Annotated in this window: 10 protein-coding genes; 9 read left to right on the top strand and 1 reads right to left on the bottom strand. The window is 64.5% G+C overall.

Features of this window, described 5'->3' with window-relative positions:
• Nucleotides 1–181: 181 nt before the first annotated feature.
• Complete coding sequence (locus tag L1O02_RS02320) at nt 182–2,134, bottom strand: BCCT family transporter (RefSeq protein ID WP_233789252.1); 1,953 nt, start codon at nt 2,132–2,134, stop codon at nt 182–184.
• Nucleotides 2,135–2,620: 486 nt separating this feature from the next.
• Here L1O02_RS02320 and betI point away from each other — a divergent pair, with 486 nt between their 5' ends.
• The 9 genes from betI (at nt 2,621) to yccS (ending at nt 16,335) form a co-directional block, all read left to right on the top strand.
• Complete coding sequence (betI, locus tag L1O02_RS02315; protein ID WP_060841475.1) at nt 2,621–3,241, top strand: transcriptional regulator BetI; 621 nt, start codon at nt 2,621–2,623, stop codon at nt 3,239–3,241.
• An 81-nt stretch (nt 3,242–3,322) separates the two neighbouring features.
• Entirely contained in the window at nt 3,323–4,795 is a 1,473-nt protein-coding gene (betB, locus tag L1O02_RS02310) for a betaine-aldehyde dehydrogenase (RefSeq protein ID WP_060841476.1), read from the top strand.
• 144 nt (nt 4,796–4,939) lie between these two features.
• Nucleotides 4,940–6,643 carry a choline dehydrogenase gene (gene betA / locus L1O02_RS02305; RefSeq protein ID WP_060841477.1) on the top strand — a complete coding sequence of 568 codons (1,704 nt, stop codon included), beginning with the start codon at nt 4,940–4,942 and terminating at the stop codon, nt 6,641–6,643.
• A gap of 214 nt (nt 6,644–6,857) precedes the next feature.
• Nucleotides 6,858–8,300, top strand: coding sequence for a TldD/PmbA family protein (locus L1O02_RS02300; protein ID WP_060844845.1), 1,443 nt, complete (start codon nt 6,858–6,860; stop codon nt 8,298–8,300).
• Nucleotides 8,300–9,637: a TldD/PmbA family protein gene (locus tag L1O02_RS02295; RefSeq protein WP_235759478.1), complete on the top strand. Its 1,338-nt coding sequence runs from the start codon at nt 8,300–8,302 to the stop codon at nt 9,635–9,637. The genes L1O02_RS02300 and L1O02_RS02295 overlap by 1 nt, the downstream gene beginning before the upstream one ends.
• A 74-nt stretch (nt 9,638–9,711) precedes the next feature.
• The gene (gene mdtD / locus L1O02_RS02290; RefSeq protein WP_060841480.1) at nt 9,712–11,142 is read left to right on the top strand and encodes a multidrug transporter subunit MdtD; all 1,431 of its coding nucleotides are present in this window, start codon (nt 9,712–9,714) and stop codon (nt 11,140–11,142) included.
• Nucleotides 11,143–11,375: 233 nt separating this feature from the next.
• The gene (gene dbpA, locus L1O02_RS02285) at nt 11,376–12,713 is read left to right on the top strand and encodes an ATP-dependent RNA helicase DbpA (RefSeq protein ID WP_231979065.1); all 1,338 of its coding nucleotides are present in this window, start codon (nt 11,376–11,378) and stop codon (nt 12,711–12,713) included.
• A 39-nt stretch (nt 12,714–12,752) separates the two neighbouring features.
• The gene (locus tag L1O02_RS02280; protein WP_060841481.1) at nt 12,753–13,931 is read left to right on the top strand and encodes an NAD(P)/FAD-dependent oxidoreductase; all 1,179 of its coding nucleotides are present in this window, start codon (nt 12,753–12,755) and stop codon (nt 13,929–13,931) included.
• A 229-nt stretch (nt 13,932–14,160) separates the two neighbouring features.
• The gene (gene yccS, locus L1O02_RS02275) at nt 14,161–16,335 is read left to right on the top strand and encodes a YccS family putative transporter (protein WP_060841482.1); all 2,175 of its coding nucleotides are present in this window, start codon (nt 14,161–14,163) and stop codon (nt 16,333–16,335) included.
• The last annotated feature ends 47 nt before the right edge of the window (nt 16,336–16,382 follow it).

Below are 16,382 nucleotides of genomic sequence, written 5' to 3'. Positions count from 1 at the left end.
GACACAAAAACGCCGCGAGCAATCGCGGCGTTTTGCTTTAACCACCAACCACCTTCTGTAGGAGCTGGCTTGCCAGCGAACAGGCCCTGAAGCCTTGCAGTGCCCTTGAGGGCGCCTTCGCCGGCAAGCCGGCTCCTACAGCAGGTGGAACCGCTCCGTCGGGAGCGGATCGCTACTTCACTCAGCTATAGACACGGCCGAGGAGCTGCCGATGGCTTTCGAACTGATCGAGCACGTCACGGGTGATCTGCTCCTGGGTGAAGCCCATCAAGTCGTATTCCTGGCTGCCGTTGTGCAGGTAGACCTCGGCGCGGTAGAAACGACTACGGACTTCGCTGTCCGCCCCTTCCGGCTGGGCCGATTCGCTCGGCGCCGCCAGGTAGCCGTCCAGGCTCACTTCATAGACGAAGGGATTGCCCTCCTCCATTTCCACCCGCAGGCCCAACAGGTTCTTGGACTTGCCCAGGTTGGTCTGCACCTCATGGCCGAGGTTGCGCAGTTGCGCGGCAGCTTCCTGCAGGGCCGGGCTGATGTGCTTGTCCATGTAGCGCTGGACCACCGACTGGGTCGGTTGCAGGTCCAGCTGGCTCAGGCGCTCGCTGAAACCGCGACGCCCGCGCTCGGCCAGTTGCGCTTGTTCCTGTTCGATCTGCACGTCCTGGCGCATGGCCTTGTGCAAGCCGAACATGAAGCAGATCAGCACCACCGAGAACGGCAGGCCGGCCAGCACCACCATGGTCTGCATGGCTTCGAAGTTGCCGGCAAACAACAGACCGATGGTCACCAGGGTGATCACCACCGACCAGAAGATCCGCAGCCAGTGCGGGGCGTCTTCGTCGACGTTGCCGCCCTTGCAGGACAGGTTGGCCATCATCACCGCGCCGGAGTCGGCAGGGGTCAGGAACAGCACGAAGCCGACGAAGATCGAGACACCGATGACAATCTTCGAGGCCGGGTAGTGTTCAAGCAGCTGGTAGATCGCCATGGACGGTTGTTCCAGGGCCGTCTTGCCCAGTTCCACCGCCCCTTGATTGACCACCAGGTCCAGGGCCGAGTTGCCGAAGACCGACAGCCAGGCCAGGGTGAAGCCCAGGGGAATCAGCAGTACGCCGGCCACCAGTTCACGCACGGTGCGACCGCGGGAGATGCGCGCAATGAACATGCCCACGAATGGGGCCCAGGAAATCCACCAGGCCCAGTAGAACAGGGTCCACAGGCCCAGCCAGCGGTCGGACTTGGCGTTGTCGCCTTCGTACACGTAGAGGTCGAAGGTCTTGAGCACCACGCCGTTGAGGTAGTCGCCGATGTTCTGCACGAAGCCGTTGAGCAGGTGCAGGGTCGGACCGAACAGCAGGACGAAGATCAACAGGCCGCTGAACAGCACGATGTTCAGGTTGGACAGGCGGCGAATGCCGTTTTCCACACCGGACACGGCGGCGATGGTGGCCACGGTGCTCATGACGATGATCACGATCAGCAGGTTGGTGTTGCTGTGCTCCATGCCGAACAGGTTTTCCAGGCCGGAAGACACCTGCATCGAGCCGATCCCGAGGTTGGTCACCAGGCCCAGCAGGGTCACGAACATGCCGAAACCGTCCACCGCGTGGCCGGCCGCGCCCTTGACCCAGCGCTCGCCCACCAGCGGGTACAACGCCGAACGCAGCGCCAGCGGTTGATTATGCCGGTAGGCGAAGTACGCCACCGCCAAACCCACCAGCGCATAGATCGCCCAGCCGTGCAGGCCCCAGTGCAGGAAGGTCAGTTGCAGCGCCTGGCGTGCCGCCAGGTTGCTGCCGGGTACGCCTTCGGGCGGGTTGAAGTAGTGGTCCAGGGGTTCGGAAGCACCGAAGTACAGCAGCGAGATGCCGATGCCGGAGGAGAACAGCATCCCGGCCCAGGCGCCGTAGCTGAAGTCCGGGGTGTCTTGCTTGGTCCCCAGCTTGAGCTTGCCGTAGGAGGAGAACGCCAGGCCCACCACGAACACCAGGTAGGCGGCGATCACCACCATGTAGTACCAGCCGAAGCTGCGGGACAACCAGGCCTGGGCAATGCCCAGCAATCTGCCGGCCTCTTGCGGGGCGATGATCAGAATGGCGGTCAACAACAGGATCAGCGCGGTGGAGGTGTAGAACACCCAACCGTTGACCCGCACCTTCTCCGGTGGGGTCTTTATAAGAGAGGCAGAACTCATTGCACAGATGCTCCAGGCAGTGCGAGAGAAGGACACAAGGCAACACCGCACCCGACCAATCGGTTAGTTGGCAGCCGATCATCGGGTGATATAAAGACACCCCGAAAAAGCCCGAAACCGCAAAAGCCGCGTTGCGCACCCGCATCCAAGGTCAGTGACGAACCTGCAGCTCGTCGTCTGTTCCCCGGAGCGTCCTGCCCCTTCAACACGTCCTTACTCTTGCCGGTCCACGCCATGCCACGTGTAAGTTTTGGGCTATTTCGGAGGTCGTTTTCCCGCCGTCCGCGAGTAGGAAAACCTCCCCAGGCAGCGACGATTTGTCGCAGATCTTATTCTTTGTTGATTGAACGTTCAATCAAAACAAAATAGACTGGCCCACAAGTCGACCGGCGTCATACGCCCGCCGACAGGCCTAAGGAGAGGTATCAGATGCCCAAGGTCGGTATGCAACCCATACGCCGCCAGCAATTGATCGAAGCCACGCTGCAAGCGGTCGATCAGGTCGGAATGGGGGACGCCAGCATTGCGCTGATCGCCCGTTTGGCCGGTGTTTCAAACGGCATCATCAGTCACTACTTTCGGGACAAGAACGGCCTGATCGCAGCGACGATGGGTTACATCATGAGCATGCTCAACGAAGGCGTCCGAGCACGCCGCCAGGCCCTGACGGACGACAGCCCGCGCGCTCACCTGAAAGTGATCATCGAGGGCAACTTCGATGCCAGCCAGGTGAACGGCCCGGCAATGAAAACCTGGTTGGCCTTCTGGGCCTCCAGCATGCACCAGCCCGATTTGCACAGGTTGCAGCGGATCAACGACCACCGCTTGTATTCCAACCTGTGTTGCCAGTTCCGCCGTGCCCTGCCGCTCTACCATGCGCGCAAGGCAGCTCGCGGCCTGGCGGCTTTGATCGACGGTTTGTGGTTGCGTGGTGCCTTGTCGGGTGATGCGTTCGATACCGACCAGGCGATACGGATCGCTTACGAATACATGGATCTACAACTGGCTAAGCAGGAGCGCCAGAGCACAAAAGACACGCTCGGTCCCTGACCCGCCACTGATCAACGTGTCCTGAACTTCGGGATACGTCCGGTGGTCAAGCCCACTACTTAATGCACTTGCGAGGACACTATGGCCCGTTTCGGACTGCAAAAACTCTACATCGACGGCGGCTACACCGATGCCGGCAGCGACGCTACCTTCGATGCCATCAACCCGGCCAACGGTGAAGTTCTCGCACAAGTGCAACGTGCGACCTTTGACGACGTGGAACGCGCCGTGGTCAGCGCCGAAAAAGGCCAGAAGATCTGGGCCGCCATGACCGCCATGGAGCGTTCGCGCATCCTGCGTCGTGCCGTGGAAATCCTCCGCGAGCGCAACGACGAACTGGCCGCTCTGGAAACCCTGGACACCGGTAAAGCCTTCTCCGAAACCAAGTACGTGGACATCGTCACCGGCGCCGACGTGCTGGAATACTACGCAGGCCTGGTACCGGCCATCGAAGGCGAGCAGATCCCGCTGCGCACCACATCCTTCGTCTACACCCGCCGCGAGCCGCTGGGCGTGGTCGCCGGCATCGGCGCCTGGAACTACCCGATCCAGATCGCCCTGTGGAAATCCGCGCCAGCCCTGGCCGCCGGCAACGCAATGATCTTCAAGCCCAGCGAAGTCACCTCGCTGACCACCCTGAAACTGGCCGAGATCTACACCGAAGCCGGCGTACCGGCGGGCGTGTTCAACGTCCTGACCGGCAGCGGCCGTGAAGTCGGCACCTGGCTGACCGAGCACCCGCGCATCGAGAAAGTCTCCTTCACCGGCGGCACCGACACCGGCAAGAAGGTCATGGCCAGCGCTTCCAGCTCGTCGCTCAAAGACGTGACCATGGAACTGGGCGGCAAGTCGCCGCTGATCATCTTCGACGACGCCGATCTGGATCGCGCCGCCGACACCGCCATGATGGCCAACTTCTACAGCTCCGGTCAGGTCTGCACCAACGGCACTCGCGTGTTCGTGCCAAGCCACCTGAAAGCCGCTTTCGAAGCCAAGATCGCCGAGCGCGTTGCGCGCATCCGCATCGGCAACCCGGAAGACGAAAACACCAACTTCGGTCCGCTGGTCAGCTTCCAGCACATGGAAAGCGTGCTGGGCTACATCGCCAAGGGCAAGGAAGAAGGTGCCCGCGTACTGTGCGGCGGCGAGCGCCTGACCGACGGCGAATTCGCCAAGGGTGCCTTCGTTGCGCCAACCGTGTTCACCGACTGCACCGACGACATGACCATCGTCCGTGAAGAAATCTTCGGCCCGGTGATGGCGATCCTGACCTACGAAACCGAGGAAGAAGTGATCCGCCGTGCCAACGACACCGACTTCGGCCTGGCCGCCGGTATCGTCACCAAGGATCTGAACCGCGCCCACCGCGTGATTCATCAGCTCGAAGCCGGTATCTGCTGGATCAACGCCTGGGGCGAATCCGACGCCAAGATGCCGGTTGGCGGCTACAAGCAGTCGGGTGTTGGCCGTGAGAACGGCATCAGCTCGCTGAACAACTTCACCCGCATCAAGTCGGTACAGGTCGAGCTGGGCGACTACGCCTCGGTGTTCTAAGCAGCCGCTAGCAGCCAGCTACAAGCGGCAAGCCAGGGCAACAGCCTGGCTTGCCGCCTGCTCCTCATTCAATGCCAAGCCCGCTTCGCTGCCTTTAACTTGCAGCTTGAAGCTTGAGGCTTGCAGCTCTCCACGGAGGCTCCAATGGCCCAAGAATTCGATTACATCATCATCGGTGCCGGCTCGGCCGGTAACACCCTGGCGACCCGTCTGACTGAAGACGAGGGCGTCACCGTCCTGCTGCTGGAAGCCGGCGGCCCGGACTACCGTTTCGACTTCCGGACCCAGATGCCGGCGGCCCTGGCCTTCCCTCTGCAAGGCCGGCGCTACAACTGGGCCTACGAGACCGACCCGGAGCCACACATGGACGGTCGGCGCATGGAGTGCGGTCGCGGCAAGGGCCTGGGCGGCTCGTCGCTGATCAACGGCATGTGCTACATCCGCGGCAACGCCATGGACTACGACGGTTGGGCCAAACTGCCAGGCCTGGAAGACTGGACCTACCTGGACTGCCTGCCGTACTTCCGCAAGGCGGAAACCCGTGACATCGGCCCCAACGACTACCACGGTGGCGAAGGCCCGGTCAGCGTGACCACGCCCAAGGCCGGCAACAACCCGCTGTTCCACGCCATGGTCGAAGCCGGCGTGCAGGCCGGGTACCCGCGTACCGAAGACCTGAACGGCTACCAGCAGGAAGGCTTCGGCCCGATGGACCGTACCGTCACCCCCAAAGGCCGTCGCTCCAGCACTGCCCGTGGCTACCTGGACATCGCCAAGAAACGTTCGACCCTGACCATCGTCACCCACGCCCTGACCGACAAGATCCTCTTCGAGGGCAAGCGCGCCGTGGGCGTGAGCTACCTGCAAGGCAGCACCGAAGAGCGCGTGGAAGCCCGCGCCCGCAAGGAAGTGATCGTCAGCTCCGGCGCCATCGCCTCGCCGCAACTGCTGCAACGCTCCGGCGTCGGCCCGCGGGCCCTGCTGGAAAGCCTGGACATTCCGGTGGTTCACGACCTGCCGGGCGTCGGCGAGAACCTGCAGGACCACCTGGAGCTGTACCTGCAGTACGCCTGCACCCAGCCCGTTTCGCTGTACCCATCGCTGCTGTGGTGGAACCAGCCGGCCATCGGTGCCGAGTGGCTGTTCAACGGCACCGGCATCGGCGCCAGCAACCAGTTCGAAGCCGGCGGTTTCATCCGCACCCGTCCGGAATTCGCCTGGCCGAACATCCAGTACCACTTCCTGCCGGTGGCGATTAACTACAACGGCAGCAACGGCGTGAAAGAGCACGGTTTCCAGGCGCACATGGGCTCCATGCGCTCGCCGAGCCGTGGTCGCGTGCAGCTCAAGTCCAAGGACCCGCGCCAGCACCCGAGCATCCTCTTCAACTACATGGCCACCGAGCAGGACTGGCAGGAATTCCGCGACGGCATCCGCCTGACCCGGGAAATCATGCAGCAGCCGGCCCTGGATGCCTTCCGCGGTCGCGAGATCAGCCCGGGTATCGAAGTGCAAACCGATGAGCAGCTGGACAAGTTCATCCGCGAGCACGCCGAGACCGCGTTCCACCCGTCCTGCTCGTGCAAGATGGGCACCGACGACATGGCGGTAGTCGACGGCCAGGGTCGCGTGCACGGCATGCAGGGCCTGCGCGTGGTGGATGCCTCGATCATGCCGATCATCACCACCGGCAACCTCAACGCGCCGACCATCATGATGGCCGAGAAAATCGCCGACAAGATCCGTGGCCGTCAGCCGCTGCCCCGCAGCAAGGCCGACTACTACGTAGCCGGCGACGCTCCGGTACGTGGCAAGCCGCTGCGCGACGTCACTGCGACCGCCCAGTAAGCGACACGGGCGCCGACCGCAAGGGTCGGCGCCCTGCTTCACTTCCCCGCCTCCCCCCAGAACTACATCCTTGATCGCAGCCTCCGGCAGCGGCTACAGTTCTGCAACTTGCACATCCCCTTCGCCCCTGAGCCCATCAGCCTCTACACCTGTAGAAGCCAGCTTGCTGGCGAAACGCGCCAGCCCGCTCGCGCGCCTCACAAGGAGGTCCCCCATGTTCGACTTTCACCCCCAGCTCAAGCAGCGCTTCGCTGCCTTGCGCACGGGCGCAGAATTCTTTTCCCTGCGCTATGTGCGCGAGTCGAACCAGTACCTGTCGGTACGCAAGAACATCGCCGAACCACCGAGCCTGGGCCGTGACGAAGGGGCGATGCTGACCGTGCGGGTACGTGGCGTGGAAGCCTACGCCGCCACCAACGACCTGTCGCAACGTGGCCTGCAGGCAGCCCTCGAGCGGGCCGAGCAACAGGCCCGGGTGATTGCCGCCCACGCCCTGCTGGACCTGCGCGAGCAGCCGGTGTCCAGCCACCGCGGGGACTACCTTTCGCCGAACCTGGAGCAAGCATTTCCGTCCCTCAGCGACTGCTACCAGTTGCTGGGCGACGAGTCGGCCTCGGTGCCCAAGGATGAACGCCTGGTGAACTGGCAAGTGGGCATCGGCGTGACCCAGGTCGAGCAGATCTACCTCAACAGCGCCGGCGCCGAGCTGCGCCAGGCCCAGCGCTTCGTCTACCCGGGCCTGGACGTGACCGCCTACGACGGCAGCGACAGCCAGACCCGCAGCCTGGGCCGGGAAAACTTCGGCCAGCAGGGCGCCGGCGATGTGATCAGCCGCTGCGGCCTGCTGGGGGCCGCGCCCCGAGTGGCCGACCAGGCCCTGCAACTGCTGCTGGCGCCGAACACCCCGCAAGGCCAGCGCGACCTGCTGCTGATGCCGGACCAGATGATGCTGCAGATCCACGAATCCATCGGTCACCCCCTGGAGCTGGACCGCATTCTGGGCGACGAACGCAACTACGCCGGCACCAGCTTCGTCAAACAGGAAGACTTCGGCCGCCTGCAATACGGCTCCTCCCTGCTCAACGTGACCTTCGACCCACAGATCCCCGAGGAACTGGCCAGCTACAGCCATGACGACGACGGCAGCGCCGCCAGCAAACAGTTCCTGATCCGCGAAGGGCTGCTGGTGCGGCCGCTGGGCAGCGCCCTGTCGCAATACCGCAGCGGCCTCGACGGGGTTGCCAACAGCCGCGCCAGCAGCTGGAACCGCGCCCCCATCGACCGCATGGCCAACCTCAACGTCGAGCCCGGCGACCAGCCCCTGGACCGCCTGATCGGCCAGATCGAGCACGGCATCCTGATGTCCACCAACCGTTCCTGGTCCATCGACGATGCGCGCAACAAGTTCCAGTTCGGCTGCGAATGGGGCCAGCTGATCGAGAACGGCGAGCTCAAGGGCGTGGTCAAGAACCCCAACTACCGGGGCATTTCCGCGCAGTTCTGGCGCAACCTCAGCGCGGTGGGCGATCGCAGCACCTTCCAGGTCCTGGGCACGCCCAACTGCGGCAAGGGCGAACCCAACCAGGTGATCCGCGTGGGCCATGCTTCGCCGGCCTGCGTGTTCAGCAAGATTGACGTATTTGGAGGAGATGCCTGATGACCAGGACGATGAATCAGGCCGAGCAGTTCAAGGACCTGGTGCAATGGCTGCGGGAAGCGATCAGGGCGCCGGAGCAGTTCACCCTCAGCTACTCGGCCGAAGCCTCGGAGTTCATCCGCTTCAACCACGCCAAGGTGCGCCAGGCGGGGCAGGTGCAACAGGCCAGCCTGCGTTTCAAGCTGATCGAGGAGGGCCGTCACGCCGACCTGGACATCACCCTGAGCAATGACCCCGAGGTGGATCGCCAGCGCCTGGCCGAAGGCTTGCAACAGCTGCGGGACACCTTGGCGCTGCTGCCGGTGGACCCCTACCTGATGCTCAACCACAGCCAGTGGCAATCCCATCACGTACAGGAACACCCGCTGCCCGGCAGCGAGCAGGTGGTGGCGCAGATCGGCCGCGCGGCGGCGGGCCTGGATCTGGTGGGCATCTACGCCGCCGGCCCCATCAGTCGCGGCTTCGCCAGCTCCGCCGGGGCTTTCGGCTGGCACCAGGCCAATAGCTTCAATTTCGACTTCAGCCTGTTCCACGCCAACGGCGAAGCGGTGAAGGCCAGCTATGCCGGACACGCCTGGGACAGCGACGCCTTTGCCCAGCGCTTCGATCAGGCCCGCCAGCAATTGGAATTTCTCGGCCGCCCGCTGCGCACCCTGGCGCCCGGGCAATACCGGGCCTACCTGGCACCGGCGGCCCTGGAGGAAATCATGGGCATGCTGGCCTGGGGCGGTTTCTCGGCCCAATCGATTGCCAGCAAGCACAGCCCCTTGCAGAAACTCTATGCCGGCGACGCCGCCCTGAGCCCGCTGATAGCCCTCGACGAACAGGTCAGCGGCTCCCTGAGCCCGGCGTTTTCCGACGAAGGCTATCCGCGCAGCGACCTGTCGCTGATCGCCCGGGGCGCGGCCAATGACCGCTTGATCAACTCCCGCAGCGCCGCCGAATACGGCCTGAGCAGCAACGGCGCCGGCAGCGGCGAATACCCCAGCGCGCTGAACATGGCGGCGGGCCAGCTCGCCCAGCAGGAGGTCCTCAAGCAGCTGGGCACCGGCCTGTACATCAGCAACCTGTGGTACCTGAACTACTCGGACCTGCCGGCAGCGCGCCTGACCGGCATGACCCGCTTCGCCACCTTCTGGGTGGAAAACGGCGAGATCCAGGCCCCGGTCAGCACCATGCGTTTCGACGACAGCGTCTACAGCCTGCTGGGTTCGCAACTGGAGGCCCTGACGGCGCAACGGGAACTGCTGCTTTCGGCCAGTACCTACGGCCAGCGCCAGACCGCCTCGATGCACCTGCCCGGAGCACTGATCAGCCGCCTGACCCTGACCTTGTGAAATGAGCTTCAAGCTGCAAGCCACACGCTTGCAGCTTGAAGCTGGCCACTTAACGCTGCCCTGACTGAGGTCCCATGCCCGAACGCTCGCCGCTCGACGCCACCACCGCCCGCTGGCTGCCCTGGGTGGTGGCCATCGCCTTCTTCATGCAGTCCCTGGACGGCACCATCCTCAACACCGCACTGCCGGCCATGGCCCAGGACCTGGCGGAAGACCCGCTGCGCATGCAGGGGGTGATCATCGCCTACATGCTCACCGTGGCCCTGCTGATCCCGGCCTCGGGCTGGATCGCCGACCGCTTCGGCACCAAGAAGATCTTCTTCGGCGCCATTTTGCTGTTCAGCGTCGGTTCGCTGCTGTGCGCCCTGTCCAACACCCTGAGCCAACTGATCGGCGCCCGGGTGATCCAGGGCCTGGGCGGGGCACTGATGCTGCCGGTGGGCCGGCTGGTGGTGCTGCGGGCCTACCCGCGCTCGGAGCTGGTACGGATCATGGGCTTCATTACCATTCCGGGGCTGTTGGGGCCGTTGATCGGCCCGACCATGGGCGGCTGGATGGTGCAGTACCTGACCTGGCACTGGATCTTCCTGATCAACCTGCCGGTGGGGGCTGTGGGCTGCTACGCGGTATGGCGCTTCATTCCCGACCTGCGGGGCAGCGAACGCACGCGCTTCGACGGCCTGGGCTTTGTGCTGTTCGGCGCGGCGATGGTGCTGATCACCATCGCCATGGAAGGCCTGGGTGAACTGCACCTGCCGCACCTGCGGGTGATGTTGCTGCTGTTTGGCGGCCTGGCCTGCCTGGCGGCCTACTGGCTGCGGGCCGGACATGTCGATAACCCGCTGTTCGCCCCGTCGCTGTTCAAGGTCCGGACCTTTGCCGTGGGCATCCTCGGCAACCTGTTCGCCCGCCTCGGCAGCGGAGCCCTGCCGTTCCTGGTGCCCCTGCTGCTGCAAGTGGCCCTGGGCTACTCGCCATCCCAGGCCGGGATGAGCATGCTGCCCCTGGCGGCCGCGGCCATGGTGGCCAAGTCCATTGCCCGCCCCCTGATCGAGCGCCTGGGCTACCGCATCGTGCTGACCGGCAACACCCTGGCCCTGGGCCTGATGCTGGCGAGCATGGGGCTGGTCAGCGAACAAACGCCCTACCCGCTGCTGCTGGCCATGCTGGCGGTACTGGGAGCGATCAACTCGCTGCAGTTCACGGCCATGAACACCGTGACCCTGATCGACCTCGACGATGCCGCCGCCAGCAGCGGCAACAGCCTGCTGTCGGTGGTGGCGCAACTGTCCCTGAGCCTCGGGGTGGCCTGTGCCGGTGCACTGCTGGGTGGCTTCACCGCACAAGTGGGCAATGACGGCGTGGACACCGTGCTCGGTGCCTTCCAACTGACGTTCCTCACCGTAGGCATCATGGCGATGCTGGCCGCGGCAATCTTCCTCCAGCTGTCGCCCACCGACGGCCGTCGCGCACGCAAGGTCGAGGAACAGCACATCGAACACTGAACCCACATACCTCTCCCCGTAGGAGCCGGCTTGCCGGCGAAGAGGCCCTTGAGCCTTGCGTCCGCCTTCGCTGGCCAGCCAGCTCCTACCCAGAACCGCCCCTGCGCGGTTGCTCGTCCAGAATTTGCAGGTTGTGGGAGCGGGACTGATACACTGCGCGACATTTTGTTTTGCAGGCCAGTCCCGTGACCACCATTGCCACCGCTTTTAATACTTTGCCCCTGTCTCCCGCCATGCTGGCTAACCTCGACTCCCTCGGTTATGCCCAGATGACGCCGATCCAGGCGCAAAGCTTGCCGGTGATTCTCAAGGGCATGGACCTGATCGCCCAGGCCAAGACCGGCAGCGGCAAGACCGCAGCCTTCGGCATCGGCCTGCTGAACCCGATCAACCCGCGCTACTTCGGCTGCCAGGCCCTGGTGATCTGTCCGACCCGCGAGCTGGCCGACCAGGTGGCCAAGGAAATCCGTCGCCTGGCCCGCGCCGAAGACAACATCAAGGTCCTGACCCTGTGCGGCGGCGTCTCCTTCGGCCCGCAGATCGCCTCCCTGGAACACGGCGCGCACATCATCGTCGGCACCCCGGGGCGTATCCAGCAACACCTGCGCAAGGGTTCGCTGGTGCTCGACGGCCTGAACACGCTGATCCTCGACGAAGCCGACCGCATGCTCGACATGGGTTTCTACGACGCCATCGAAGACATCATCGAGCAGACCCCGTCGCGCCGGCAGACCCTGCTGTTCTCCGCCACGTACCCGGTGGGCATCAAGCAGCTGGCGTCGAAATTCATGCGTGATCCGCAGACGGTGAAAGCCGAAGCGTTCCACGACGACACGCAGATCGAACAGCGTTTCTACGAGATTTCCCCGGAAGAACGCATGAGCGCTGTGACCAAAGTCCTGCACCACTTCCGCCCGGCTTCCTGCGTCGCCTTCTGCTTCACCAAGCAGCAGGTGCAGGAAACCGTCGATCACCTGACCTCCAAAGGCATTTCCGCCGTCGGCCTGCATGGCGATCTGGAACAGCGTGACCGCGATCAGGTGCTGGCGATGTTCGCCAACCGCAGTACGTCGGTGCTGGTCGCCACCGACGTGGCCGCCCGCGGCCTGGACATCGATGCGCTGGACATGGTGATCAACGTCGAGCTGGCCCGCGATTCGGAAATCCACATTCACCGCGTCGGCCGTACCGGTCGCGCTGGCGAAAAAGGCATCGCGGTCAGCCTCGTCGCACCGTCCGAAGCCCATCGCGCGCAAGCCATCGAGCAGTTGCAGAAAACCCCGCTGAACTGGGATCAGATCGACAACCTCAAGTCCCAGGGCGGCGCCCCGCTGCAGCCACCGATGAGCACCCTGTGCATCGCCGGCGGGCGCAAGGACAAAGTGCGTCCGGGCGATATTCTAGGTGCACTGACTGGCGACGCCGGGATCCCGGGCGCCCAGGTCGGCAAGATTGCGATCTTCGACTTCCAGTCGTATGTGGCGGTTGATCGCAGCGTGGTCATGCAGGCCCTGCAACGTTTGAACAACGGCAAGATCAAGGGCCGTTCGCTGCGCGTGCGCGTCCTCTAACCCCACCGCCCCTACACAAATTTGTGCGAGGACTCCGTTTTGCGTTCTACCGAAGTCGTGATCATCGGCGCTGGCGCCGCCGGCCTGATGTGCGCCCTGACCGCGGCCGGCCGGGGCCGCCAGGTGCTGTTGCTGGACCACGCCAACAAGGCCGGCAAGAAAATCCTGATGTCCGGCGGTGGTCGCTGCAATTTCACCAACATGTACACCGAGCCCGCCAACTTCCTTTCGCAGAACCCGCATTTCTGCAAATCGGCCCTGGCCCGCTACACCCAGTGGGACTTCATCGGCCTGGTGGCCAAGCACGGCGTGCCCTACCACGAGAAGAAACTCGGCCAGCTGTTCTGCGATAACAAGTCCAGCGACATCCTCGGCATGCTGCTCGACGAATGCGATCAGGTCGGCGTCGAGCTGCGCCTGGACACCTCGATCCAGCAGATCGAAAAGCTTGAGTCCGGCTACCTGCTGCAGACCACCCTGGGCGCGGTGCAGTGCCAGTCCCTGGTGATCGCCACCGGCGGCCTGTCGATCCCGACCCTGGGCGCTACCGGTTTTGGCTATCAGGTCGCCAAGCAGTTCGGCCATGAACTGCTGCCGACCCGTGCCGGCCTGGTGCCGTTCACCATCACCGACCAGCTCAAGGAACTGTGCAGCGAGTTGTCGGGCACCTCGGTGGACTGTCTGGTGAGCTGCAACGAGCAGAGCTTTCGCGAGAACATCCTGTTCACTCATCGGGGCCTCAGCGGCCCGGCGATCCTGCAGATTTCCTCTTACTGGCAACCCGGCGACAGTGTCGAGATCAACCTGCTGCCAGACCACGACGCCCTCGGCTGGCTGCAACAGCAGCAGGCCGAGCGCCCCAACAGCGAGCTGAAAACCCTGCTGGGGGAAATCTTCACCAAGAAGATGGCCGGCCTGCTGGCCGAGCACTGGTTCGTCTCCAAGCCGATGAAGCAGTACACCCCGGCGGAGCTGGCGGACGTGGCGCAGAAACTCGGCAGCTGGCAGCTGGTGCCGGCGGGCACCGAAGGCTACCGCACCGCCGAAGTGACCCTGGGCGGGGTCGATACCCGCGAGGTGTCGTCCAAGACCATGGAATCGCTGAAGAGCCCGGGGCTGTATTTCATCGGTGAAGTGCTGGACGTCACCGGCCACCTGGGCGGCTTCAACTTCCAGTGGGCCTGGGCCTCGGGCTACGCGGCGGCGCAGTACGTCTGAGCCGCTGTGTGTCCCTGTAGGCGCTGCCGCAGGCTGCGAACGCCCCGAAGGGGCGCGGCGATCCAATGTCCGCCGAGGTCCCGCGGACCTGTCGCAGCCTACGGCAGCGGCTACAGGCGCCCGACCGGCAACGGCAACAGAATTTGCCGGCGGATGTGACGACGGCATTGCGCCGTCGTCAATACTGGCTCAATTTAGCTGCATCGCCCCGGAAGGCCTGTCCCACTCCATGTCATCGACCTCTTTTCGTCAGTCTCTGCGCCGCCTCTGGGCGCTGGATAAATTCAGCTACAGCGTGCGGGTATTCATCGCCCTGACCGGCAGCATGGCGCTGTGCTGGTATCAGGATGAAATGGGCCTGCTGATCCCGCTGTTTCTCGGCATCATCGCCAGCGCCCTGGCGGAAACCGACGACAGCTGGCAAGGCCGGCTCAATGCCCTGGCCGTGACCCTGGTGTGCTTCAGCATTGCCGCGCTGTCGGTGGAACTGCTGTTCCCCTACCCCTGGATCTTCGCCATCGCCCTGGCCCTGGCCAGCTTCGGCCTGACCATGCTCGGGGCACTGGGGGAACGTTATGGCGCCATTGCCTCGGCGACCCTGATTCTCTCGGTCTACACCATGATCGGCGTGGACCAGCGCGGCGGCGCGGTGATCGACTTCTGGCACGAGCCGGTGCTGCTGGTGGCCGGCGCCGCCTGGTACGGCCTGCTCTCGGTGCTGTGGCAGGCACTGTTTTCCAACCAGCCGGTGCAGCAGAGCCTGGCCCGGCTGTTTCGCGAGCTGGGCTTCTACCTCAAGCTCAAGTCGTCGCTGTTCGAGCCGATCCGCCAACTGGATGTGGAGGCCCGGCGCCTGGAACTGGCCCAGCAAAACGGCAAGGTGGTGGCGGCCCTCAACGCGGCCAAGGAGATCATCCTGCACCGGGTCGGCAATGGTCGGCCGGGATCGAAGGTCAGTCGCTACCTGAAGCTGTATTTCCTCGCCCAGGACATCCACGAGCGCGCCAGCTCGTCCCACTACCCGTACAACGCCCTGGCCGACGCCTTCTTCCACAGCGACGTGCTGTTCCGCTGCCAGCGCCTGCTGCGCCAGCAGGGCAAGGCCTGCCGCGCCCTGGCCGAATCCATCCAGTTGCGCCAGCCCTTCGTCTACGACGCCAGCTTCGCCGAGGCCCTGAGCGACCTGCATGCCTCCCTGGAACACTTGCGCATCCAGAGCAACCCGGCCTGGCGCGGGCTGTTGCGTTCGCTGCGGGCCCTGGCGGCGAACCTCGGCACCCTCGACCGCCTGCTCAGCGACGCCAGCAACCCCGACGCCCTGGCCGACGCCACCGACAGCAGCCTGCTGGATCGCTCGCCACGCAATCTCAAGGATGTCTGGACCCGCCTGCGCACCCAGCTGACGCCGACTTCGCTGCTGTTCCGCCATGCCCTGCGCCTGCCCCTGGCGTTGAGCATCGGCTATGGCATGGTGCACCTGATCCACCCGTCCCAGGGCTACTGGATCATCCTCACCACGCTGTTCGTCTGCCAGCCCAACTACGGCGCCACCCGGCGCAAGCTGGGCCAGCGGATCGTCGGCACGGCGATCGGCCTGACGCTGGCCTGGGCGCTGTTCGACCTGTTCCCCAGCCCCCTGGTGCAGTCGTTGTTCGCCATCGCCGCCGGGGTGGTGTTCTTCACCAACCGCACCACCCGCTACACCCTGGCCACGGCCGCCATCACCCTGATGGTGCTGTTCTGCTTCAACCAGGTGGGCGACGGTTACGGGCTGTTCCTGCCGCGGCTGTTCGATACCCTGCTGGGCAGCCTGATCGCCGGGCTGGCGGTGTTCCTGTTCCTGCCGGATTGGCAGGGCCGGCGCCTGAACAAGGTGCTGGCCAACACCCTGACCTGCAACAGCATCTACCTGCGCCAGATCATGCAGCAGTACGCCGCCGGCAAGAGCGACGACCTGGCCTACCGCCTGGCCCGGCGCAACGCCCACAACGCCGATGCGGCGCTGTCCACCACCCTGGCCAACATGCTCATGGAACCGGGGCATTTCCGTAAGGAGGCCGACGTGGGCTTCCGCTTCCTGGTGCTGTCCCACACCCTGCTCAGCTACCTGTCGGGCCTGGGCGCACACCGGGAGACCCAACTGCCGGGCGAAGTGCGCGAGCATCTGATCAATGGCGCGGGCGTCAGTCTGGCGGCGAGCATCGATGAAATCGCCCAGGGCCTGGCCAACAAGACCCCGATCGCCATCCAGAGCGATGCCGAGGAAGCGCTGGCCAATGAGCTGGAGCAGATGCCGGATGAGATCGACGAAGGCCAGCGCCTGGTGCAGACCCAGCTGGCATTGATCTGTCGCCAGCTGGGCCCGTTGCGGACCCTGGCGGCGCACCTGATCAAGGCAGCTTAAGAGCAGCGGCAAGCTTCAAGCCACAAGCGGCAAGCACTGCGTGAACG

The organism is Pseudomonas sp. BC42 (assembly GCF_021560055.1).
In the GTDB taxonomy this organism is placed as follows: Bacteria; Pseudomonadota; Gammaproteobacteria; order Pseudomonadales; family Pseudomonadaceae; genus Aquipseudomonas.
The sequence above is the reverse complement of the archived record's forward strand: the minus strand, read 5'-3'. Positions and strand labels throughout refer to the sequence as shown.

What these genes read in the sequence shown, in the direction of transcription:
- betI (WP_060841475.1), top strand. Translation starts at nt 2,621, where the DNA reads ATGCCCAAGGTCGGTATGCAACCCATACGCCGCCAGCAATTGATCGAA.
- betB (WP_060841476.1), top strand. Translation starts at nt 3,323, where the DNA reads ATGGCCCGTTTCGGACTGCAAAAACTCTACATCGACGGCGGCTACACC.
- betA (WP_060841477.1), top strand. Translation starts at nt 4,940, where the DNA reads ATGGCCCAAGAATTCGATTACATCATCATCGGTGCCGGCTCGGCCGGT.
- L1O02_RS02300 (WP_060844845.1), top strand. Translation starts at nt 6,858, where the DNA reads ATGTTCGACTTTCACCCCCAGCTCAAGCAGCGCTTCGCTGCCTTGCGC.
- L1O02_RS02295 (WP_235759478.1), top strand. Translation starts at nt 8,300, where the DNA reads ATGACCAGGACGATGAATCAGGCCGAGCAGTTCAAGGACCTGGTGCAA.
- mdtD (WP_060841480.1), top strand. Translation starts at nt 9,712, where the DNA reads ATGCCCGAACGCTCGCCGCTCGACGCCACCACCGCCCGCTGGCTGCCC.
- dbpA (WP_231979065.1), top strand. Translation starts at nt 11,376, where the DNA reads ATGCTGGCTAACCTCGACTCCCTCGGTTATGCCCAGATGACGCCGATC.
- yccS (WP_060841482.1), top strand. Translation starts at nt 14,161, where the DNA reads ATGTCATCGACCTCTTTTCGTCAGTCTCTGCGCCGCCTCTGGGCGCTG.